24 protein-coding genes are annotated in these 21,753 nt (G+C 68.0%); 2 read left to right on the top strand and 22 right to left on the bottom strand.

Annotation, left to right across the window (positions count from 1 at the left end; translation table 11 throughout):
• The first annotated feature begins 19 nt into the window (after positions 1 to 19).
• On the top strand, positions 20 to 1,150 hold the full coding sequence (gene menE / locus FB459_RS04175) for an o-succinylbenzoate--CoA ligase (protein WP_141927556.1): 1,131 nt from the start codon (positions 20 to 22) through the stop codon (positions 1,148 to 1,150).
• Between the two features lie 32 nt (positions 1,151 to 1,182).
• Complete coding sequence (locus tag FB459_RS04170) at positions 1,183 to 2,070, top strand: 1,4-dihydroxy-2-naphthoate polyprenyltransferase (RefSeq protein ID WP_129625218.1); 888 nt, start codon at positions 1,183 to 1,185, stop codon at positions 2,068 to 2,070.
• Positions 2,071 to 2,161: 91 nt separating this feature from the next.
• Here FB459_RS04170 and FB459_RS04165 read toward each other — a convergent pair whose 3' ends face one another.
• From FB459_RS04165 to proC, 22 genes are all read right to left on the bottom strand, one after another.
• Positions 2,162 to 2,425, bottom strand: coding sequence for a DUF4229 domain-containing protein (locus FB459_RS04165; protein ID WP_129625217.1), 264 nt, complete (start codon positions 2,423 to 2,425; stop codon positions 2,162 to 2,164).
• The gene (gene ccsB / locus FB459_RS04160; protein ID WP_129625216.1) at positions 2,425 to 3,411 is read right to left on the bottom strand and encodes a c-type cytochrome biogenesis protein CcsB; all 987 of its coding nucleotides are present in this window, start codon (positions 3,409 to 3,411) and stop codon (positions 2,425 to 2,427) included. The genes FB459_RS04165 and ccsB overlap by 1 nt, the downstream gene beginning before the upstream one ends.
• Positions 3,408 to 5,030 carry a cytochrome c biogenesis protein ResB gene (gene resB, locus FB459_RS04155; RefSeq protein WP_129625215.1) on the bottom strand — a complete coding sequence of 541 codons (1,623 nt, stop codon included), beginning with the start codon at positions 5,028 to 5,030 and terminating at the stop codon, positions 3,408 to 3,410. Before resB ends, ccsB begins: the two co-directional genes overlap by 4 nt.
• Positions 5,030 to 5,779: a cytochrome c biogenesis CcdA family protein gene (locus FB459_RS04150; RefSeq protein ID WP_141927555.1), complete on the bottom strand. Its 750-nt coding sequence runs from the start codon at positions 5,777 to 5,779 to the stop codon at positions 5,030 to 5,032. The genes resB and FB459_RS04150 overlap by 1 nt, the downstream gene beginning before the upstream one ends.
• On the bottom strand, positions 5,779 to 6,378 hold the full coding sequence (locus tag FB459_RS04145) for a TlpA family protein disulfide reductase (protein WP_141927554.1): 600 nt from the start codon (positions 6,376 to 6,378) through the stop codon (positions 5,779 to 5,781). The genes FB459_RS04150 and FB459_RS04145 overlap by 1 nt, the downstream gene beginning before the upstream one ends.
• Entirely contained in the window at positions 6,375 to 7,016 is a 642-nt protein-coding gene (locus tag FB459_RS04140) for a histidine phosphatase family protein (protein ID WP_141927553.1), read from the bottom strand. Before FB459_RS04140 ends, FB459_RS04145 begins: the two co-directional genes overlap by 4 nt.
• On the bottom strand, positions 7,016 to 8,332 hold the full coding sequence (gene hemL, locus FB459_RS04135; protein ID WP_141927552.1) for a glutamate-1-semialdehyde 2,1-aminomutase: 1,317 nt from the start codon (positions 8,330 to 8,332) through the stop codon (positions 7,016 to 7,018). Before hemL ends, FB459_RS04140 begins: the two co-directional genes overlap by 1 nt.
• A gap of 71 nt (positions 8,333 to 8,403) precedes the next feature.
• Entirely contained in the window at positions 8,404 to 8,859 is a 456-nt protein-coding gene (locus FB459_RS04130) for a MarR family winged helix-turn-helix transcriptional regulator (RefSeq protein ID WP_141927551.1), read from the bottom strand.
• Positions 8,860 to 8,931: 72 nt separating this feature from the next.
• A complete protein-coding gene (locus FB459_RS04125; protein WP_246092310.1) occupies positions 8,932 to 9,843 on the bottom strand; it encodes a M15 family metallopeptidase in 912 nt (303 codons plus the stop codon).
• 57 nt (positions 9,844 to 9,900) lie between these two features.
• Positions 9,901 to 10,872 carry a porphobilinogen synthase gene (hemB, locus tag FB459_RS04120; protein ID WP_141927550.1) on the bottom strand — a complete coding sequence of 324 codons (972 nt, stop codon included), beginning with the start codon at positions 10,870 to 10,872 and terminating at the stop codon, positions 9,901 to 9,903.
• A 111-nt stretch (positions 10,873 to 10,983) separates the two neighbouring features.
• The gene (locus FB459_RS04115) at positions 10,984 to 12,606 is read right to left on the bottom strand and encodes a bifunctional uroporphyrinogen-III C-methyltransferase/uroporphyrinogen-III synthase (RefSeq protein WP_141927549.1); all 1,623 of its coding nucleotides are present in this window, start codon (positions 12,604 to 12,606) and stop codon (positions 10,984 to 10,986) included.
• A complete protein-coding gene (gene hemC, locus FB459_RS04110; protein WP_141927548.1) occupies positions 12,603 to 13,724 on the bottom strand; it encodes a hydroxymethylbilane synthase in 1,122 nt (373 codons plus the stop codon). The genes FB459_RS04115 and hemC overlap by 4 nt, the downstream gene beginning before the upstream one ends.
• Positions 13,721 to 15,010, bottom strand: coding sequence for a glutamyl-tRNA reductase (locus FB459_RS04105; protein ID WP_141927547.1), 1,290 nt, complete (start codon positions 15,008 to 15,010; stop codon positions 13,721 to 13,723). Before FB459_RS04105 ends, hemC begins: the two co-directional genes overlap by 4 nt.
• Positions 15,007 to 15,678: a redox-sensing transcriptional repressor Rex gene (locus FB459_RS04100; RefSeq protein WP_141927546.1), complete on the bottom strand. Its 672-nt coding sequence runs from the start codon at positions 15,676 to 15,678 to the stop codon at positions 15,007 to 15,009. Before FB459_RS04100 ends, FB459_RS04105 begins: the two co-directional genes overlap by 4 nt.
• A gap of 173 nt (positions 15,679 to 15,851) precedes the next feature.
• On the bottom strand, positions 15,852 to 16,088 hold the full coding sequence (locus tag FB459_RS04095) for a glutaredoxin family protein (protein ID WP_141927545.1): 237 nt from the start codon (positions 16,086 to 16,088) through the stop codon (positions 15,852 to 15,854).
• On the bottom strand, positions 16,088 to 17,320 hold the full coding sequence (locus FB459_RS04090) for a lysophospholipid acyltransferase family protein (RefSeq protein ID WP_141927544.1): 1,233 nt from the start codon (positions 17,318 to 17,320) through the stop codon (positions 16,088 to 16,090). Before FB459_RS04090 ends, FB459_RS04095 begins: the two co-directional genes overlap by 1 nt.
• Positions 17,313 to 18,293 carry an NAD-dependent epimerase/dehydratase family protein gene (locus tag FB459_RS04085; protein WP_141927543.1) on the bottom strand — a complete coding sequence of 327 codons (981 nt, stop codon included), beginning with the start codon at positions 18,291 to 18,293 and terminating at the stop codon, positions 17,313 to 17,315. The genes FB459_RS04090 and FB459_RS04085 overlap by 8 nt, the downstream gene beginning before the upstream one ends.
• 95 nt (positions 18,294 to 18,388) lie before the next feature.
• Positions 18,389 to 18,487 carry a 30S ribosomal protein bS22 gene (locus FB459_RS04080; protein WP_003792170.1) on the bottom strand — a complete coding sequence of 33 codons (99 nt, stop codon included), beginning with the start codon at positions 18,485 to 18,487 and terminating at the stop codon, positions 18,389 to 18,391.
• A gap of 97 nt (positions 18,488 to 18,584) precedes the next feature.
• Positions 18,585 to 18,785 carry a helix-turn-helix domain-containing protein gene (locus tag FB459_RS04075; RefSeq protein WP_141927542.1) on the bottom strand — a complete coding sequence of 67 codons (201 nt, stop codon included), beginning with the start codon at positions 18,783 to 18,785 and terminating at the stop codon, positions 18,585 to 18,587.
• Positions 18,786 to 18,998: 213 nt separating this feature from the next.
• Positions 18,999 to 20,210: an acetoin utilization protein AcuC gene (locus FB459_RS04070; RefSeq protein ID WP_141927541.1), complete on the bottom strand. Its 1,212-nt coding sequence runs from the start codon at positions 20,208 to 20,210 to the stop codon at positions 18,999 to 19,001.
• A 53-nt stretch (positions 20,211 to 20,263) separates the two neighbouring features.
• Positions 20,264 to 20,803: a GNAT family N-acetyltransferase gene (locus FB459_RS04065; protein WP_141927540.1), complete on the bottom strand. Its 540-nt coding sequence runs from the start codon at positions 20,801 to 20,803 to the stop codon at positions 20,264 to 20,266.
• A gap of 106 nt (positions 20,804 to 20,909) precedes the next feature.
• Positions 20,910 to 21,740, bottom strand: coding sequence for a pyrroline-5-carboxylate reductase (proC, locus tag FB459_RS04060; RefSeq protein ID WP_281279528.1), 831 nt, complete (start codon positions 21,738 to 21,740; stop codon positions 20,910 to 20,912).
• Between the last annotated feature and the right edge of the window lie 13 nt (positions 21,741 to 21,753).

Here is a 21,753-nt window from a genome sequence, read left to right as displayed (position 1 = left end):
CGGGTCGTAGGGTCGGACCGTGACCCGCCTCCTCCCGTTCGTCGTCGATCCACGCGACTTGCGCAACTACCGGCGAGCGCTGCACGAGGCGTTGAACGGCGGGGACGCGATCGCGCCACTGACGGACGCCGGTGCACCCGGGGAGACCGACGTGCCGGCCGGGGTCGCCCTCGTGGTCTCGACCAGCGGCTCCACCGGACGACCCAAGCGAGCGATGCTCACCGCCGGCAACCTGCGCGCCAGTGCGACCGCGACACACGAACGGCTGGGCGGCCCTGGCCAATGGCTGTTGCCGATGCCGCCGCAACACATCGCCGGTACCCAGGTGCTGATCCGCTCGATCGTGGCCGGCACCGAACCCGTCGGTCTCGGAAGGTTCGGTACCGACGAATTCGTCCGCGCCACAGCCGAACTGACCGGCGAGCGCCGATACACCTCGCTCGTGCCGACCCAACTGGTCCGGCTGCTGGACAGCGATGCCCTGACAGCACTGCGCTCCTACGACGCGATCCTGCTCGGCGGCGCGGCGAGCGCACCGGCGCTGCTGCAACGAGCCGCTGATGCCGGCGTCCGCGTGCACACGACGTACGGGATGAGTGAGACCGCCGGTGGGTGCGTGTACGACGGAGTTCCGCTCGAGGGCACCACTGTCGAACTGAACGACGACCGAATCACCCTGCGCGGCAACACCGTTGCCCTCGGCTACTTGGGTGAACCCGAACTCACGACCGAGGTCTTCGACACCGAGGGTGGTTTCCGCACCGGGGACCTCGGCCGGTTCGCCGACGGCCGCCTGCAGGTGCTCGGACGCGCCGACGACCTCATCAACACCGGAGGTATGAAGGTCGCACCGCGCCTCGTCGAGGACGCGTTGTCCCACCTTCCACAGGTCCGCGAAACCGTCGTGCTCGGCACCGACCACCCCGAATGGGGGCAGGTCGTCAGCGCGGCCGTGGTCGCCCGTTCGCCGATCACGCTCGCCGGTATCCGTGAAACCCTCGCCGCGGACCTGCCCCCGTATGCCCTCCCCCGACGCCTGCTCGTGCTCGACAAACTCCCCCTGCGCGGCCCCGGCAAGCCCGACCGCCTGGCGCTGCGGACCTCCGATCAGTGGCAAGATTGGATGACCCCTCCCGTCGCCGAACCCTGATTCGGCCTGCCCTCCTGGAGCACGCACCGCCCATGGCAACCCTGAACCAGTGGATCGCCGGCGCCCGCCCGCGCACCCTGCCCGCCGCCGTCGCGCCCGTCGCCGTCGGCACCGGTGCGTCCTACCTGCTGCCACGCGGCGCGAACCTCGGGTACGCGCTGCTCGCGCTGCTGGTCGCGGCCTTGCTGCAGATCGGGGTCAACTACGCCAACGACTACTCCGACGGCATCCGCGGCACCGATGAGGACCGCGTCGGCCCCGTCCGCCTGGTCGGGCAACGGCTCGCCACCCCGTCCAACGTGAAGCTGGCCGCGTTCATCGCCTTCTTCTGGGCAGCGTTCTGCGGGTTCGCGCTGATCACCCTGTCGAGCACCTGGTGGCTGTTGCTCGGGGGTGTCGCGTCGATCTGGGCGGCGTGGAAGTACACCGGCGGAGACAAGCCCTACGGCTACATGGGTCTGGGCGAACTGTTCGTCTTCATCTTCTTCGGGCTCGTCGCGACGCTCGGCACGACCTACACGCAGGCCAAAGAACTCAACCTCGCCTCCATCGCCGGGGCGATCGGAGTAGGTGCGCTCGCCGTCGCGATCCTGCTGGTCAACAACCTGCGCGACATACCCGGCGACACCGTCTCGGGCAAGCGCACGCTCGCCGTCCGCATCGGTGACAAGGCCACCCGGACGCTGTTCGTGGCGATGTACGCCGTCGCCGCCGTCGTCGTGGTGCTCATCGCGATCGGCCACCCGTACGCGGCGCTCGGGTTCGTGGGTCTGCTGCCGGCGATCCTGCCGGTCCGCACGGTGCTGTCGGGCAAGAAGGGGCGCGACCTCGTCCCCGCGCTCGCCGGTGCCGGACTGACCAGCCTCACCTACGGCCTCGCGCTCGGTCTCGGTCTCTACCTCGCATTTCGCCTCGGCTGACGCACTCCGAATGTCATGAAGGGTGAGGCGCTGACGCCTCACCCTTCATGACATTCGCGCCACATTCGCGCCACATTCGCGTCCGAGACACTCAGCGGTCGGTGTACTCCTGCGATTCCTCGTCCTCTTCGTCCTCGGCCGTACGGTGGTCGTCGGTGCGCTCGCGGCGCTCGGTGACCTTCTCCTCGAGTTTCTGGGCGACCTGCTCGCGCGGGCCGGCCAACACGAACACCGAGATGATCGCGGAGACCACCGCCGACAGCAGAAGCAGCGGCCAGCCGCGCAACTGGGCGAGCCAGAGCGCGCAGAGGACGCCGAAGAAGATCAGCAGGCGCAGGACGGTGTAGCGCGCCATCACATACCCGAGTACGAGTGCTGACCGACGAAGAACACGTTGACGATGCCGTAGTTGATCAGCACGCAGGCGAACCCGGCGAGCGCGACGTAGATCGACTTGCGGCCGCTCCAACCGGCGGTCATGCGGGCGTGCAGGTAGGCGGCGTAGAGCACCCAGATGACCAGCGTCCAGACCTCCTTGGGGTCCCAGGCCCAGTAGCGGCCCCAGGCCTCCTGCGCCCAGATCGCACCTGCGATGAGGGTGAACGTCCACAGCGGGAAGGCGATGATCAGGACGCCGTACGCCAGGCGGTCGAGCGTGTCCTTGCCGGGGACGGCGTCCATGAAGGCCAGTTTGCCCGGCTGACGTTCACGCCAGGACTGCATGAACCACAGCGCGTGCAGCACGAACGCGACGGTGAACAGCGCGACGGACAGGGTCGCCACGGAGACGTGGATCGAGAGCCAGTAGCTGCGCAGCGACGGCATCAACTGGCTGGCCTCGGTGAAGAACACCATCGCGGCGAGCATCTCGAACAGCACGACGGTGCCGGTGACGAACGCGCCGAGCCAACGGACGTCGTGGCGCAGCGCCCACAGCAGGTAGCAGAGCATCACGAATGCCGAGCCGACGATCGCGAACTCGTACATGTTGCCCAGCGGCGGACGGTGCACCGAGAACGCACGTGCGGCGACGGAGCCGATGAGCAGCAACGTGCCGAGCCAGGCCAGCGAGATGCCGATGCCGCCCCACTGGCGCTTCTCAGGCGCGCCAGGCGTGTCGACCTCGGTCAGGACGGCGGTGTCGCCGGCCTCCTCGATCTGCTCGTGGGTGCGCGCCGTGCGACGGGCCTGCGCCCGGGCGACGCGTCCGGGGTGCCCGGCGAGGTCGAGGGTGAAGGCGAGCATCGCGAGGGTCAGCACCAGCGCGGACGACCACAGCAGGTCGACGCCGATCTCAGCGAGGGACTCGTTCACCTCGCTCGCTACGAAGGACGTGATCATCGTGCACCTGCTTTCTTCACCTGTTCAGGGTACGTGGCGTCCGTGGAGCCACTTCGAAGCGTCTGCATCAGCTCGTCGACCGCGAGCTGCAGGCGTGGGTCGTCACCCTTGGCCAGGGCACCGACCTGGACGCGGTTGGTGCCCTCGCCGTCCGGGGTGACCCGCACGAAGATGCGGCGACGGCGAAGCACCATCGACATGACCAGGCCGATGAGGCCCAAGGTGGCGCCGATCAGCGCCGGCAGCTTGCCGGGATCGGAGCGCACCGACAGTCCGGCCCAGCGCGGCACCGATTCCAGGGTGATCGAACCGCGGCCGCCGGGCAGCTGGATGGTCTCACCGGGGCGGATCATCATCCGCAGCGGCTCACCGTTCTGCGCCTTCACCTGGGTCATCTCGCGGGTGTCGAGCGAGAAGACCGACTGCGGGCGTCCGCCCGGGAAGAGATTGCCCTCGTAGAGACCAAGGACGAGCGCGGGCTTTCGCAGGTCGGGGAAGGTGGAGTACGGGCCCTGCTTGTCGTCGAAGTCGACCGACGGGAGGAAGAGCCCGAAGAAACCCAGCTGCTTGGGCGCGGAACCGGTCACCTTGATGGCGCCCACCGAGCGGTAGTTGTTGTCCTGCGGCAGGAACGGCGTGGCGTCCTCGTACAGGACGTTGCCTCGGGCGTCTCGCACGACGACCTTCGGTGCGTACCCGTTGCCGAGCAGGAAGACGTCCGAACCGCCGATGCTGAGCGGATGGTTGACCGAGATCTGCGACTTCTGCGGCGACCCGCCTTCGCCGTCCTGGGTGGTGACGGACGCGATGAAGCTGCGCGGCTGCCCGAACTGCGGGGAGTCCTGCGGCACGTTCTCCTCGAACGCGACATCGAGTTTGTCCATAGTCAGCGACCACGGGGTCAGCTTCTCCAGGTCGACCCACGGGCCCGGGTCGATCGTGTCGTAACGGGTCATGGTCGAGGAGAACTCGCTCTTCTCCGGCACGATGACATCGCCGCGCCAACCGAGCAGCGAACCCATCGCGACCGCCACGATGACGATCACCAGCGACAGGTGGAACAGCAGGTTGCCGGTCTCGCGCATCCGGCCGCCCTCTGCCGCGAGTTCGTGGGTGTCCTGGGTGCGGGCGTCGTCGCCGGAGTCTTCCCTCAGGCGATAGTGCTTGCGCCCCAACACTTCTCGCGCGGTGGCGATGATCTTCGCAGGGTCACCCGCAACCCTTTCGTCGGCGCTCGCCTGCAGGCGTCCCAGACGCGCGGGCACCTGCGGAATGGGTGAGCGCAGCGAGTTGTAGTGGATGCGCATCCGCGGGATGACACAGCCGAGCAGCGAGATCACCAGCAGGATGTAGATGGCCGCGAACCAGGGGCTGGAGAAGACGTCGAAGAAGCCGAACCGGTCGAGCCAGGGCCCGGTGGTCTTGTGCTGGTCGAGGTACTCGGTCACCCGCTGGGCGTTGATCGAGCGCTGCGGGAAGATCGAGCCCGGCACCGCCGCCACCGACAGCATCAACAGCAGGAACAGCGCCGTGCGCATCGAGGTCAGCTGGCGCCATAACCAGCGCAGGGTGCCGACGAGACCGAGTTTGGGTTGTGCGGTCCGCGTGCTCGTACCCATCAGATCACCGTCCGGAATCCGTCGACGCCGACAAGGTTCGTCTGCATCCAGACAATGAACTGCTCCCAAACTCCGAGGACCATCAGGACTCCGACCAACAGCATCAGCCCGCCACCGACCCACTGGATCGGACGGTGGTGATCACGCAACCAGCGCGAGGCACGCTCGGCCCGCGCCCACCCGGCGGCGATGAGTACGAACGGGATCCCGAGCCCGATCGCGTAACAGATCGCGAGCACGACGCCGCGTCCGACGATGCCGCCGTCGCCTGCCAGCGGCGCGTTGACGGTCAGGATCGCCCCGTAGACCGGGCCGATGCACGGGGTCATCCCTAGCCCGAACGCGACGCCGAGCAGGGGTGCTCCGGCCAGCCCCGCGGTCGGCCGCCAGTGCACCGGCAAGCCGCGTTGCCCGATGAAACCGAGGTAGACGAGCGCCAGCAGGATGACCACGACGCCGGCGACCCGGGTGATCGCGGCACGGTGCAATTGCGTTGCCTCCAGGGCGAATCCGAGCGCCACCGCAACCGACACGAGTACGGCGCCGAAACCGAGCACGAACAACAACGCGCCGGTGACCAGGCGGGTCCTTCGTTGTTCGTCGGTGAGGCCGGTGACGTAGGCGAGGAAGCCAGGCACGAGCGGTAACACGCACGGCGAGGCGAATGAGACGACGCCCGCGAGCAGGGCCAACGCGATCGCCGCCGGCAGACTGCCGGAGACGACCGTCGAGCCGACGTCAGCGAGCACTATGACGACTTCAGGACGTCGTCGACCAGACCGTTGAGCGTGCTCTCGGTGACCTCGCCGGAGACCCGCGCGGCGATGCGGTGCTGCTTGTCCAGGACGAGCGTGGTCGGGTAGGCGCGCACCTTGCCCTGCAGCGACAACAGCGCCCGGCCGCCGTCCTCGGCGAGCGAGGGGTAGCTGATCGCGAACTTGTCGAGCATGGCCTGCGCCCGCTGCACGGAGTCACGCTGGTTGATACCGAGCATCACCACCGGCTTGCCGGAGTCCTGCCAACCGGTCCACGCCTTCTGCAGGTGCGGAAGTTCTTCCTGGCACGGCGGGCACCAGGCTCCCCACACGTTGAGGACGACGACCTTGCCGGTCGCTTGGTCACTGCTCCACTGCGTGCCGTCGAGCAGCTTGCCGGACAGGCTCACCGGCTTGCCCCGCTCACCCGAACCGATCTGTTCGATGGTGCCGTCACCGGCGACGTACCCCTTGGAATCGCCCTTGTTGGCCTGCGCGCCGATCGAATTGGGGTCGTCCGAACATGCAGCCAACGACCCGGCCAACAGAACGGCAACAGCACCTGCGGTCAGACGACGAAACACTCGGGTCATGCTCCGGGCACCTTGGACGCGCGCGCCAGCAACTCACCGGCCGGCTCGGAGTACTGGATGCTCAACAGTTCGTCAACGGCGAACGTGAGGCTGGTGACGGACGCGAGCGCACACTCGCGCTTACGCGGGTCGTGCCACAGGCGGCGTCCCTCGAAGGACAACCGCGCCGTCCAGACCGGCAACTGGTGGCTGACGATCACAGCTTCGTGACCAGAGGCGGCCACCCGGGCGTCGTGGATCGCAGCGCGCATCCGGGTCGCGATCTGCTCGTAGGGCTCGCCCCAGGACGGCTGAATGGGGTTGACCAGTTTGGGCCACAGGCGCGGGTTGAGCAGCTGTTTGGGGTTCGAACCGACGGTCATGCCCTCGAAGTCGTTGGCCGCCTCGACGACGCGATCGTCGAGGGTAACCTCCTGGCGCAGTGTCTCGGCCAGCGGCTCCATCGTCTCCTGGGCGCGCTCCAGTGGAGAGCTCACCAGGTGGGTCACGTCGTGCGACTGGAGGTACTCCCCCACCCGTATGGCCATCTCGCGACCGAGCTGCGAGAGATGGAAGTCGGGCATCCGTCCGTACAGCAGCGCCTCGGGGTTCTCGACCTCGCCGTGACGGACCAGGTGGACGACGGTACGAGCAGCCATCAGCGGCTTCCTTCCGTGACGGCGCGGACCGCGCCCGGCAACGCATCGATCACCTTGGACACTGCGGCGTCGTCGTGGGACGCGCTGACGAACCAGGCCTCGTACGCGCTCGGCGGCAGGTGGACACCCTGGTCGAGCATCCCGTGGAAGAACCGTCCGAACGCCTCGGTGTCCTGGGCCTTGGCGTCGTCATAGTTGCGCACCGGGCGGTCGCGGAAGAAGACGCTGAACATCGACCCGGCCCACTGCACGACGTGCGGCACTCCGGCCTTGTCGAGTTCCTCGCTCGCGGCTGCGGCGATCGCGCGGGCGGCCACCTCCAGACGTCCGTAGACGTCGGGGGTGCAGCCCTGCAAAGTGGCCAGTCCGGCCGCCGTGGCAACAGGGTTACCCGACAAGGTGCCGGCCTGGTAGACGGGGCCGTCGGGAGCCAGGCGGCTCATGATGTCGGCGCGACCACCGAACGCGGCGGCCGGGAAGCCACCGCCCATCACCTTGCCGAACGTGAACAGGTCGGGCACGCCGTCGCCCTGCGGACCTTCCAGGCCGAACCAACCCGCCTGCGAGCAACGGAAACCGGTCATGACCTCGTCGCTGATCAGCAGCGCCCCGTGGTCGCGGGTGACGCGACGCAGCGCGGCGGTGAAGCCCTCGGCCGGCGGGACGACGCCCATGTTTCCCGGGCTCGCCTCGGTGATGACGCAGGCGATCTCGTCACCGTGCTCGACGAACGCAGCCTGGAGCGCAGGAATGTCGTTGTAGGGCAACACGATCGTGTCGTGCGCATTCGATTCGGGGACACCCGCGGAGTCGGGCAGCGCGAACGTCGCGACACCGGAACCGGCCTGGGCGAGCAGAGCGTCGACGTGTCCGTGGTAGCAACCGGCGAACTTCACGACCTTCGTCCGGCCGGTGAATCCGCGCGCCAGCCGCAGCGCGCTCATCGTCGCCTCGGTGCCGCTGCTGACCAGGCGCACCTGCTCGACGGGCTCGACCCGGCGGACGATCTCCTCGGCGAGCGCGACCTCGTTCTCGCTCGGCGTGCCGAAGGAGAACCCCTTCGACGCAGCCTCGCTCACCGCACGCTCTACGTCGGGGTGGGCGTGGCCGAGGATCATCGGGCCCCAGGAGCAGATGAGATCGACGTACTCGTTGCCGTCGACATCGGTCATCCACGGACCCTTCGCCGAGGCGATGAAACGGGGCGTGCCACCGACGCCGCGGAACGCGCGGACCGGGGAGTTCACACCGCCGGGCGTGACCCGGCGGGCTCGGTCGAGCAGGGCAGCGGAAGCCGACGTCGAGGCGGTGGACATGAGGCCAGTGTCCCAGGTGGGAGCGGTCAAACGAAATCCTCCCACGGCGTCAGCCCGGGTTCACAGTCGATTCACAGTGACGCGCGAACCTTCATCATCGCGGCACCGAGCTCCACCAACTCCAGGCGCTCCAGCACGTCGACCAGATGCCGGCGAACACTCATCACGTGCACCTGGGCGGCGACCACGACGGCCTCCATCCCGGCTTCGGTGAGGACCAGCTCGACGCCGCGGCCGTCGTCGGCGGCAGCACGCCGTTCGACCCAGCCCCGGCGTGCCAGACGGTTGGCGGTGTGCGTGACCCGGCTGCGTGATTGGACGATGAGTTCGGCGAGGGTGCTCATCCGCAGCACCCGGTCAGGTGCCTCCGACAGCATCGAGAGCAATTCGAACTCCGACAGCGACATGCCTGCCTCGGTCTGTACCTCGTTGTCGAGCACAGTCTCCAGCGCCCGTGAACCGCGGATGTAGTGCCGCCACGCGAGCTGTTGTTCGTCGTCAAGCCACTCGACCCCAGACCCACCCATGCAGATAACTTACGCGCAGGCCGGCCCTCAGGGGTCTCGGTCGTACAACGATCAACTGGCCATCGGTGCAGGTCAGGCCACGGGTCGGGGGTAGTCGGCTGCATCGTCGAGGTCGAACGCTTCCTCGAGGGTGTCGGTGTCGGAGTCCTGCAGGTAGGTCGCCAACCAACGTCCGACGTAGCGCAGGTGCCACGGTTCGTACCGGTAGCCGGTGACCTCGTCGCTGCCACGGGTGTACCGGACGACGAAACCGTGCTCGGCCGCGTACTTGGAGGCCCAGCGTCCGGCCGCGGTCTCGGCGAAACAGCGTTCGAGATTGCAGACGCCGTTCGCGATATCGATCACCAGGCCGGTCTGGTGCTCGCTGTGGCCAGGACGGGCCGAGTAGGTATCCGCCTTCTCGGCGCCGTCGCGCCGGACGTAACCCTCGTACAGCTGCTTCTGTCGCTCCGCGGAGCGGTAGCTGCTCGCCACCCAGAAACCGGATCCGTCCTTGTCGGCGGCCTTCGCCATCGGCCGATAGGCATCGAGAGCACGAACCTCGAGACGCCCACCCTCGAACTCCTTCAGCTTCTTGGGCACGTACCTGGCGGCGCCGTGTCGCTTGTTGACCACGAACCACGGGCTGCGCTTCAGGTCGTCGGTGTCGAGGGCGATCGTGACGGTCCTGCGGTGGTCGCCGACCACGACGGCGATCGAGCGGGGCGCGGATTCTGCTCGAAGCGTGTGCTGGATCGGCACAACGGCCTTCCCCTTCGCGACTTCGCCGGTGCCGACCAACCGTCCGCGGTCGTACGCCTTCACCGCCGTGTCATCGGCGGCGTGCTTCACCTCCACACCGAGCGCGACGCGATCAGCGGTGACGGGCACAGGGACGACGCGGGTCAGCTTCGGCGCCGCCTCAGGAGCAGCCACGGCGGAGCCGGCAACTGTGAGCATGCTTGCTGCCGCGGTGGCACCGGCGGCGATGGAGAGCAGTCTCATCGGGTGGCCTCCCAATCGAAGGTTGGAGCGGACTCTTCCAGGTCGAGGGTACGCGGGTCAGCCCAGACGGCGCGCGACCTCGGCGGCGTAGTAGGTCAGGATGATCTGCGCACCCGCACGCTTGATCGCGGTCAACTGCTCGGTCACCATCCGGTCGCGGTCGATCCACCCGTTCGCGGCAGCGGCCTCGATCATCGCCATCTCGCCACTGACGTGGTACGCGGCGACCGGCACGTCGGACGTCTGCTTCACCGCGGCGATGACGTCGAGGTAGAGAGTCGCCGGCTTCACCATCACGATATCGGCGCCCTGTTCGATGTCGAGGCGCACTTCGCGCAACGACTCGGTGAGATTGCCCGGGTCCTGCTGGTAGGTCGCACGGTCACCCTGCAGCGCGGAGTCGACGGCCTCGCGGAAGGGTCCGTAGGCGGCGGACGCGTACTTGGCGGCGTACGCCAGCACAATCACGTCGGTGAAGCCCGCGTCGTCGAGTGCGGCCCGCACGACCTCGACCTGGCCGTCCATCATGCCGCTCGGGCCGACGACGTGAGCGCCGGCTCGTGCCTGCGCCACCGCCATCCGTCCGTAGATCTCCAGCGTCGCGTCGTTGTCGACGGCACCGGTCTCGGTGAGCACACCGCAGTGTCCGTGCGAGGTGAACTCGTCCAGGCACAGGTCGGCCATGAGCACCGTCGACGCACCGAATTCGTCCCGCAAGCGACGCAGCGCGACATTGAGAATGCCGTCCGGATCCGTTGCGCCCGAACCGATCTCGTCACGCTCGGCCGGAACGCCGAACACCATCAGGCCACCGACGCCGGCGTCGATCGCCTCGCGTGCGGCCTCCACCAGCGAGTCGAGCGTGTGCTGCACGACTCCCGGCATCGACGAGATCGGCGCCGGCTCGCTGATGCCCTCCTTCACGAAGAGCGGGAGCACCAGGTCAGCCGGGTGCAGACGCGTCTGCGACACCCACCGGCGCACAGCCGGACTCTGCCGCAGACGGCGCGGACGGACGATCGGGTTCACGGCTTCTCCTTGCTCTGTCGGACAAACGCCGAGTGGCCGGGCTATGAACGGGCGGCCGGGCCATAGCTCGGCCACTGGTTCATAGCCCGGCCACTCGGTGAAGGTTTCGGATCAGGCCTTGGCCTTGCGGCGCGAGGTGGTGCGCCGCTCGCTCGGGCGACGGACCGCCTCACCGGCCTCGGCGGCCGACAGGGCGAGGCTTCGACCGAAGTCGGCCAGCGCGTCCACCAGTGCTTCGGCGGACGGCTCCGGCGACATGACGTCGACGCGCAGGCCGTGCTCCTCGGCGGTCTTGGCGGTGGCCGGACCGATGCACGCGACGATGGTCGTGGCGTGCGGCTTGCCCGCGATGCCGACCAGGTTGCGCACGGTCGAGGACGAGGTGAAGCAGACCGCATCGAACTTGCCGGTCTTGATCGCCTCACGCACCTCGGGGGCCGGCGGCGCGGCGCGCACGGTGCGGTACGCGGTCACGTCGTCGACCTCCCAGCCGATCTCCTGCAGACCGGCCACAAGGGTGTCGGTCGCGATGTCGGCGCGCGGCAGGAAGACCCGGTTGATCGGGTCGAGCAACTCGTCGAACTCCGGCCATTCCTCCAGCAGGCCCTTGGCGGACTGCTCGCCGGACGGGACCAGGTCGGGCTGAAGGCCCCACTCGCGCAACGCTTCTGCGGTCATGCCACCGACAGCGGCGATCTTCAGACCGGCGAACGCCCGGGCGTCGAGACCGAACTCATCGAACTTCTCGCGCACGGCCCGAACCGCGTTCTGGGAGGTGAAGCCGATCCACTCGTAGCGGCCGGTCACCAAACCCTTGATCGCGCGCTCCATCTGCTGCGGGGTGCGCGGCGGCTCGACGCTGATCGTCGGAACGACGTCACTGGACGCCCCGAAGTCGCCGAGGCGCTCGGTCATCGAACCGGCCTGGTCCTTGGTGCGCGGCACCAGGACGTTCCACCCGAACAGCGGCTTGTTCTCCCACCACGACAACGTCTCGCGGTAGTCGACCGGTGAACCGACGACGGCGACCAGTTGGGCGTCGTCGGCGAGCAGCTTCAGGCCGGCGTCGACGGTGTCGAGGGTGAAGGTGTGCGTCTTCTGGTGGATGGTCGTGCCGTCGACGGTCACCGCGACCGCGGTCTCGGCGTCCCGTCCGGCTTGGAGGAGTCGGGTGAAGCTGGTACGCAGGGTATCCACGGTGCCGAACAGCACGACGGTCGTGTCAGCTGCGACCGACTTGGCGTAGTCGACCTTGGAGTCGCCCGGCGAGAGCAGGTGCACCGCGCGAGAACCGTTGTGCGTCAGCGGGATACCGGCGTATGTCGGTACTGCGGACGCAGCGCTGACACCGGGGACGATCTCGAACGGCACCGCAGCCTTGTGCAGCGCGGTCGCCTCCTCGGCGAGACCGTTGAAGGTGGCGGGGTCGCCGTCCATGAGGCGGACGACGAGAGCGTCCTTGCCCAGCTTGGCCGCGGCCTTGGCCGTCTTCACGACGAGCTTGGCACGCGAGGCGGTGGTGAGAGCCTGGCCGGCCTCACCGTGGCCGGCGTCGACGATCTCGGTGTCCTCGCGGACGAACTTCGCGACGAAGTCCTCGCGAGCCACCCGGTCGAGGACGACGACGTCGGCGCGGCGCAGCAGGCTGGCGGCTCGCACGGTCAGCAGACCGGGGTCGCCGGGGCCGGAGCCCACGAAGGCGACTGTTGCAGGCGTCTTGGCGGTGGTGGTCACTTGTCACGCTCCATGGCGTCGGTGTTTGTTGTTCGGACTTCTGGGCCGCCGGCCGAGCCGGCGTTGGTTGGTCGCCCGGGAGGGGGTTCGGACGCGTCGGCGACAATTTCGTGCGCCCCGTGATGCTGCGCCTGTGTTTTCTGCCGGTGCTCCTCCCCGGTGCCGGCTCGCACGCTCCCCGCCACCGCATCGTCACCACCGGCGTCGGCGATGATCCGGTCCGCCCCGTCTTCCAGCAGCATGTGTGCCAGGTCGAGGCCCAGTTGTTCGGCCTTGTCGAACGGGCCGGTGATCGAGCGGCGCAGGTCATCGCTGCCGTCGGGTGCTCCGACGAACGCCCGAAGCGAGATCTCCAGGCTGCCGTCGACGTCCTCGACGACTTCGGCGAGCGCACCGACGGGTGCCGAGCACCCTGCCTTGAGTCCGAGCAGAACGGCTCGTTCGGCGGTGACGGCGGCTCGGGTGTCGGCGTCGTCGAGTGCGCCGACGATGTCGATCATCCGGCGGTCGTCCGCGCGCACCTCGATGGCGAGTGCGCCCTGCCCCGGGGCCGACAGCATCTGCAGCGGGTCGATCGCCTCGGTGATGCGGTCCTGCCGTCCGATCCGGCGCAGCCCGGAGCAGGCCAGGATGATCGCGTCCAGTTCGCCGTCGCTGACCCGCGCCAAGCGGGAGTCGACATTGCCGCGCAGCGGCCGCACCTCGAAGCCGAGGCCGAGCGCGTTCAACGCTGCGACGCGGCGCGGCGAGCCGGTGCCGATGCTCGAGCCGGGAGGAAGTTCGCCGAGGGTCAGTCCGTCGCGGGCTACCAAGGCGTCACGCGGGTCCTCTCGTCGCGGGATACCGGCGACCGTAAGGCCGGGATGCCCCGCAGCAGGGAGGTCCTTGAGCGAGTGCACCGCGAGGTCGACCTCGCCCTGCAGCAGCGCTTCGCGCAGGGCGGCTGCGAAGACTCCCGTGCCACCGATCTGGGTCAGCGGGGCGCGGTTGGTGTCGCCCTCGGTGACGATCTCGACCAGTTCGACCTCGTGACCGAGCGCACGCAGCGCGTCGGCGACATGACCGGACTGGGTCATCGCCAGGTGGGACCGGCGGGTGCCGAGCCGAAGTGCGCTCATGAGTCGCCTCCTACCTGTCGCGGGATGGACGACACCTTCGAGACGAAGGGGTCGATGTCGAAGAGCGTGCGCAGCAGGGAGGTGTACTCACTGCCGTCCTCGGAGCCCGCGAGTTCTTTCATCCGCACGGTCGGGGTGTGCAACAACTTCTCCACGATGCGGTGGACGCTGAGCTGCACCTGCGCGCGTTGGCGGTCGTCCAGTTCGACGCGGGAGTCCAGGCGTTCCAGTTCGGTCGCGACCACGTCGGCGGCGTACCGGCGGATCGCGGCGACGGTCGGGCCGACGGATGCGGCGCGCCGATTGAGCACGAACTCGGCGACCTCGGCGGTGACCATCTCCTCGACGGCGTGCACCTGCGAGCGCGAGCCCTCGGACTCGGTGACCTCGCGCAGGTCCTCGAGCCAGAGCACGGTGACTCCGTCGAGGACGGCGACCGCGGGGTCGACGTCGCGGGGCAGTGCGAGGTCGAGGAAGACCTTCGGACGGTCGCCGCCGGTGACGTGCTCGATCTCGACGACATGTCCTACGGCTCCGGTGCAGGACACGACGAAGTCGGACTCGGCGACCGCGTCGGCACGCTCGTCCCACTCTCGCGCGGTGGCGCCGGTGGCCGCAGCCAGGCGGCGCGCGTTCTCCAGCGTCCGGCTGACGATCGTGATGTTCTCCACGCCCATCCGGCTGAGGGTGTGGGTGGCGAGCGCACTCATCGCACCCGAACCGATGACCGTCGCACGGGCCCGCTGGATCGGGCCGATCCGGTGTTCGGCGAGCGCAACTCCACGTTCGATCAGACCCTTGCTGACCCGGTCGATCTCGGTCTCGGCGTGCACCTTCTTGCCGACGCGCAGCGCCTGCTGGGCGACGTTCTCCAGCGCACTTCCGAGGTGCCCGTGTTCGCGGCCGTCCTGCAGGGAACTGCGCAACTGACCGAGGATCTGGCTCTCGCCGATCGCGAGCGAGTCGAGCCCGGCGGCCACGGAGAACAGGTGCGCGATCGCCCGCTCCTCGTAGTGGGCGTACAGACTGTCGCCGAGCTCTTCGAGGCTGAGTCCCGTTACCGCGCACAGCGATTCGCTCATCTGGGTGACGGCACCGTGGAAGGTGCCGACCTCGCCGTAGATCTCCACCCGGTTGCAGGTGGACACGATCATCCATTCCTCGACGTGGTCGCCGCCGCGCAGCACGGCGTCCAGCCGCGCGCCGCGCTCACCGGACAGGGCGGCGCGCTCGAGCAACTCGACGGGCGCCGAACGGTGCGACAACCCAACGACCAGGAGACTCACGAAGGAACCTCCACAAGGGGAGCAGGCTCGGGACGGGTGCGCTGATCGTGAAAGGCCAGGATCTGCAGTTCGGTGGCGAGGTCGACCTTGCGCACGGCGACCGATTCCGGCAGATCGAGCGGCTCCGAGGCGAAGTTCAGGATGGAGCGGACGCCGCGGGCCACCAGAGCATCGGCGGCGGCCTGCGCAGCGTGCGGCGGCGTGGCGATCACCCCGATGACCGACTCGTCGGCGGCAGGGCGGAAGCCGTCGAAGTCGACGATCGCCAGAGCACCCACATGGATGCCGGTCAGGGCCGGGTCGTTGTCGATGAGCCAGCGCACCTCGAAGCCGCGAGTGGCGAATCCGCGGTAGTCGGCCAACGCGCGGCCGAGGTTGCCCATGCCGACGATGGCAACGGCGAAGTCGCTCTGTAGGCCCAGTTCGCGGGTGATCTCCTCCGACAGGCGCTCGACGTCGTAACCGACACCACGCACGCCGTAGGAGCCGAGGTAGGAGAGGTCCTTGCGCAGACCAGCGGAGCGAACGCCTGCGGCGTCAGCCAGTTCGTTCGAGGACACAACGTCGACCCCGCGGCCGCTGAGGGCACGGAGCACCCGCAGGTACACCGGCAGCCGAGCGACGGTCGCATCCGGGATGTCCCGGCGCGACGCGGACGTGTTGGTCACAGGGAACGAATCTCCTCCCGATGAGATGGCGGCGTATACCAAACGCTCGTCATCCCTGGCACATGACCCCCCGAGAGTAAGTCCTCGTGAACGCAGGCACAAAGTCGCATGAACGCGCGAAACGTGCTACAAGGCCTCTGTGGTATGGCCACCCCCGGCCTTCGCGAACAGTTTCAGGCGGTGAGGGCAGTACGCAGTCGGGACTCGCTGACCCGCCAGTAGTCGTGCTGCTTGCCGTCGACGAGCGTGACCGGGATCAGTTCGCCGTACGTGTGCATCAGGTCGGCGTCGCCCTCGATCGAGAACTCCTCGTACTGCTCCCCCAGATCGGCGCAGACCCGCTGGATCACCGTGCGGGCGTCGTCGCACAGGTGGCAGCCGGGCCTGCCGTACAGGGTGACGCGCGCCATCAGAAGAAGACCGAACGTCGTTCCAGCAGTAGGGAGTACAGCGTCTGCTGGATGGTCTCGCGCACCTGGTCGGTGACGTCGAACAACACCATCGGGTCATCGGCGGCGGCAGAGCCGTGGTGCTCGGTCTCGATCGGCGTGCCGAACTCGATGATCCACTTGCTCGGCAACGGGATCGCACCGAGCAGGCCGAACAACGGGAACGTCGGGGTGATCGGGAAGTAGGGGAAACCGAGCAGCCTGGCCACGCTCTTGGCGTTGCCGATCATCGGGAAGATCTCCTCTGCCCCGACGATCGAACACGGGATGATCGGGGCACCGGCACGGACGGCGGCGGACACGAAGCCACCGCGACCGAAGCGCTGCAGACGGTAGCGGTCGCTGAACGGCTTGCCGACGCCCTTGAACCCCTCGGGGAAGACGGCGACCAGTTCGTCCGATTCGAGCAAGCGCTCGGCGTCGGGGTTGGCCGCCAGCGTGGTGCCGGATTTACGGGACAACTCTCCGATGAACGGCGACTGGAAGACCAGGTCGGCTCCGAGCATCCGCACGAAACGGTGGTTCGGGTGCTCGTCATGGATCGCGACCTGGGTCATCAGTCCGTCGACCGGAACGGTGCCGGAGTGGTTCGCGACCACCAGGCCCCTGCCTTCGGCCGGGATGTTCTCGATGCCACGCACCTCGACCCGGAACCAGCGCTTGTACAGCGGCCGTAGCAACGGGATCCAGATCTCGCGGGTGAACTCCTCGTCGAAACCGAAATCGTCGATCGCGTAGTCACCGTTGAGCCGTCGCCGCAGGAAGGCCAGCGCGGACGCGACCCGGCGTTCGAGGTCATCACCCGACAACCCGGCGGCAGTGCCTGCCGCGCGCAGTACCGAGATCAGCGTCTGTACGAGGGTGGCCGGGTCGACCGGCAGCTCGAACGGCAGCTTGTTCGCGAACGGATTGCCGGTGGCGGCGAACCCCTCCTCCCGATCGGGCGCCGGGTCGGGCACGACGTGCAGCGCCGGACGCGGCGACTTCGCCTTCGTCTGTACTGACGACCGGGTGGGCCGACGGGTCGTCCTCGAGCCGAGCGAGTCATCGGTTCGCGCGGCAGCACGCAGCGGCTTGGCCGTTGTCTTGCGCGGCGTCGACGCCTTGGTGGCGCGCTTGGACGCCGGTTTGGCCGATGGCACCTGCTTCGCAGCGGATTTGGCAGCCGGCTTGCGGCCCTTGGGCTCAGCCATGCGCAGCTCCGACGAAGGCCGCGCGTCGTGATGGTGAAGCGAACACGTCGGCGAACGCCTCACGTGTGGTCAGTGCGGGCTCGAACCCGAGCTCGGTGCGCATTCGACTGGTGTCCATTCCTCGCCCGTAACACAGGAAGTCCATCTGGGACGCCGCGAAGCCCTTGAGTCCGACCCGGCGAGTGAGCTGCTCGACCAGACCGCTTGTCTGAGGCACGACCGGGACGATCGGCCTGCCGGCGATCCGCGCAGCCTGACGGACAGTGAGCAGTCCGTCGGCCGCGATGTTGATCGTGCCGTCGAGATCGGACAATGTCGCGGCGCGCAACGCCTGCAGCGCGTCGTCGAAGTGCAGTAGTTGCATCCGTCCGTCGAACCCCATCGGTACCGGCATGATCGGCATCGAGAAGTAATCGGACAGCTGGCTACGGAAACCGCGTCCGACGACATTGGCCATGCGCAGGGTGGCGACCTGGACGTCGGGACGACGGCGCGCGAAGCCGCGCACGTAGTTCTCGACCTCCGCCGAGTCCTTGCCGAATCCACCGGCGGGCATCCGCCTGGCCTGTAGTTCTTCGGTGAACATCGCGGGGTCGCGCGGCGAGGAGCCGTAGACCGCGGACGACGACTTCACGACCAGCCGCTGCAGGGAGGACGCGCGCTGGCAGGCGGCCAACAACTGCATCGTCCCGATGACATTGATCTCCTTCTGGGAGGTGCGTCCACCGGCCTGTTTGGGGGTGAGGATCACGCCGAGGTGCAGCACTGTGTCAACGCCCTCATGGGCGATCACCTTGCCGACCATCGGGTTGCGGATGTCGGCGCGCACGAACTGGGCACGGCCCAGGCTGTGCGAGGGCGGTACCGCGTCGACCGCGATGACCTTCTCGATCTCGGGGTCGCTGGACAGCAATTCGGCGGTGCGACCACCGATCCGGCGCGAAACGCCCGTGACCAGCACGATCCGTCCCATGCTCACCCCTTTCGACGCCCCGATCCTATGCGTTCGACACCCTACGCAAGAGGCCCCGTCCGAATCGGACGGAGCCATCTTGTGGCGAAGAAGCCTTACTTCTTGTTACGGCGCTGGTGACGCGTCTTGCGCAACAACTTGCGGTGCTTCTTCTTGGCCATGCGCTTACGGCGCTTCTTGATCACGGAACCCATGCGTCAGCGGTGTCCTAACTGGTTATCGAGGAACAGAAAAGTCAGTGGGCGCGAGCCCTTCGGGCTACTTTACGCCATCGACGGCGAGGCCGGAAAATCAGGCGGTGCCCATGTAGGACTGCTTGAGGTAGTGGTGCACCGCGTCCTCGGGTACTCGGAACGACCGACCGACACGGACGGCCGGTAGTTCACCGGCGTGCACGAGGCGGTAGACCGTCATCTTGGAGACCCGCATGATCGCGGCCACCTCGGCGACCGTCATGAATGTGGTCTCGCCGATCTGACGCTCTTGCTCCATTTAGGATCCCAGCCCTCTCGTGGCAATGGAAGCTATGGCCCAGGGCGGTCTGCGCTGAACTCATGTGGTTGATGTTGCCTTGGAGCACCATAGGGGCAGATGGGCCCCCGCGGAAAGTTCTGGGGGGACTTTGTCCATCCGACACGCCGACAGTGGCCGAAACCGCTCGAAATACTGCCCGGCCGCTCCGCGTCGGTGCCCTGTGGGGAGATCTCAATCGAACCAGATGTCCAGGCCATGGTGCGGGAAGACCGCTTCACGGGTGGCCATGACGGCGCGGTCGACCGGGTTGTCGGGGTCGCTGCCGGTGGCCCAGGAGCGGAACCAGACATGCCCGCCCTCGGCCACGCCGTCGCCCATCCGCGGTGGGCCCGGGCGCCCGACGCGCTCTGTGACGTGGTCGCGCCACTCCTGCGGGACGGGCGCCTCAAGATCGATCGGCTTGTGCGCGGCGATCGCGGTGAGGTGCGTCCACGAGCGCGGGACGACGTCGACCAGTTCGTAGCCTCCTCCGCCGAGCGCGACCCAGCGTCCGTCACAGACCTCGTGAGCCAGGTCGTGGATGGTCTCGAACGCGGTGCGCTGAGCGTCGATGCTGATCGCCATGTGCGCGAGCGGGTCGGAGTAGTGGGAGTCGCAGCCCTGCTGGGTCACCAGGATCTGCGGCTTGAACGCGCGCACCAGCGACGGCACCACCGCGTGGATCGCCCGCAGCCAGGCAGCGTCCCCGGTACCCGCCGGGAGTTCGAGGTTCGCAGCCGAGCCCTCGGCGTCCGGACCACCGATGTCACCGGGAAAACCGGTGCCGGGGAACAGGATTCGTCCGGTTTCGTGCACCGAGATGGTCAGCACCCGCGGGTCGTTCCAGAAGATCTGCTCGACGCCGTCGCCGTGGTGCACGTCGACGTCGATGTAGGCGACGCGTTCGGCGCCGTTGTCGAGCAGCCACCTGATGCCGAGAGCGGCATCGTTGTAGATGCAGAAGCCGGCGGCGCGGTCAGCCATCGCGTGGTGCATGCCGCCGCAGTAGTTGACACCGTGGTCTATCTCGCCCTGCCAGACGGCCTTACACAGGTCGCGGGTCGCGACGGCGATGCGGGCGGAGGTCTCATGGATGCCGACGAAAGCCGGGTCGTCCTCGGTGCCGAGCCCGAAGCGCTCGTCGGCATTCGCCGGATCCAGGGAGGCGGCCTTGACCGCTTCGACGAAGTCGGGGCTGTGCACCCCCGTGAGAAAGGCGTCGAGATCGGGTTCGTCGTCGACACCGACCACTTCGACGCCAGGCAGGTCGAGCACGCCGAGCGCGCGTGCCAGCCGGGTGGTGAGGTCCAACCGGACCGGGTTCATCGGGTGCGTTTCCCCGAAGTCGTACTGGGTGAATCGGTCATCCCAGACGACTCGGACCGACGGCGTTGTCGATGCCATGGGCGCCTGCGGCTTCTACGAGTAGGTGGTGTTCCTGCGCCGGCGACGAAGGATCAGTCAAGGACCGACGACGGCACCGAGGACGGGTCGTCGCCGAGGGGGTAGACCATCGCCATCTCATCGTCGTCCTGGGTGTCTTGAGTGGCACCCTTCATCGGACGACGCGAATCAGTGGGACGGAATCCGAAGCTGCTCGCGAAGGCGACGGCCCGACCGTTGTCGGTGCCGACCCAATAGAGCAGGAACTTGTAGCTCTCCTGTTTGGCCTTCTCGACGCCGGCCTCGACCAACTTCCAGGCCACACCCTGGCCACGCAGGCGCGGGGTGACCCAGAGTCCGAACAGTTCGCCCACACGCGCCTCGTCGGTGCTGCGGTCTCCGACGGAGACCACTCCGACGATGTCGTCACCGTCCTGCGCGATCAACCGACGGGAGCGCTCCAGGCGAGTACGCCAGAAGTCCTCGTCGTAGTCCTTCTCCTGGGCTGCGGAGGCGGCGAAGGCCTCGGGCGACTCCTCCAGCGAGCTCAGGCGAACGGAGCGGTAGGTCTCCCACTCGTCCGTACCAAGCGCGCGAATCGTGATTTCGCTCATGCAGTCCACCTTTCCATGCCAAGCATTTCCTTCCGGCTCCGGGAGGGAAGTCGCGGCTGCAGCCTATCCGGCAGGACCGACGACACGCCCGGCCAGGTGTGCGCGGTCAGCCCTGGGCCAGTTCGGCGGAGCGATGTGCGGCGGCTTCCATCGCGGTCAGGAACGCTGCGCGCACCTTGTGGTCGTCCAGTTGCCGCAACGCCGCCATCGTCGTTCCCCCGGGTGAGGACACCTGCTCGCGCAGCACGGTCGGGTGCTCACCTGTCTCTTTGAGCATGGTGGCCGCGCCGACGACGGTCTGGACGACGAGCTCGGTGGAGGTGTTGCGCGGCAGCCCGAGCAGCACGCCGGCCTCGATCATCGCCTCGACCACGTAGAACAGGTACGCGGGGCCGCTGCCGCTGATCGCGGTGATCGCGTCCATGTGGTGCTCGGCAACCGTGACCACCTTGCCGCAGCCCTCGAGCAGACGGGTCGCCTCGGCGAGATCGTCGGCGCCGCAATGAGTTCCGGGACTGACCGCGGCCATGCCCTGATCAACGAGCGCCGGGGTGTTGGGCATCGCGCGGGCGACCGGGGTCCCTTCGGGCAACCGCGCCTCCAGGTACGCCGTGGCGATTCCGGCGGCGATCGAAACCACCAGCGCTCCCGGTTCGAGCCGGTCGCGGATCTCGTCCAGCAGCGCACTCATGTCCTGTGGTTTCACCGCGAGCACCACTGTGTCGGCACCTACGACGGCGTCCGCCGGGGACGCGGCCCGGACTCCGTGCGTGGCGACGATCTGATGCGCGCGGGCCTCGTACCGGTCACCGACCACGACGTGATCAGCGGGCTGACCGCTGCGCAACAGACCGGCGAGCAGGGCCTCCCCCATCACGCCGACGCCGAGTACGGCCAGGCGACGCGGGGTGCCCGCGGGTGCCGAGGATTCTGACACTGGTACCTCCGGG

It is taken from the genome of Yimella lutea, assembly GCF_006715095.1.
Lineage (GTDB): Bacteria > Actinomycetota > Actinomycetes > Actinomycetales > Dermatophilaceae > Yimella > Yimella lutea.
Note: the sequence above shows the minus strand (reverse complement) of the source record. Positions and strands in the feature narration are given on the sequence as shown.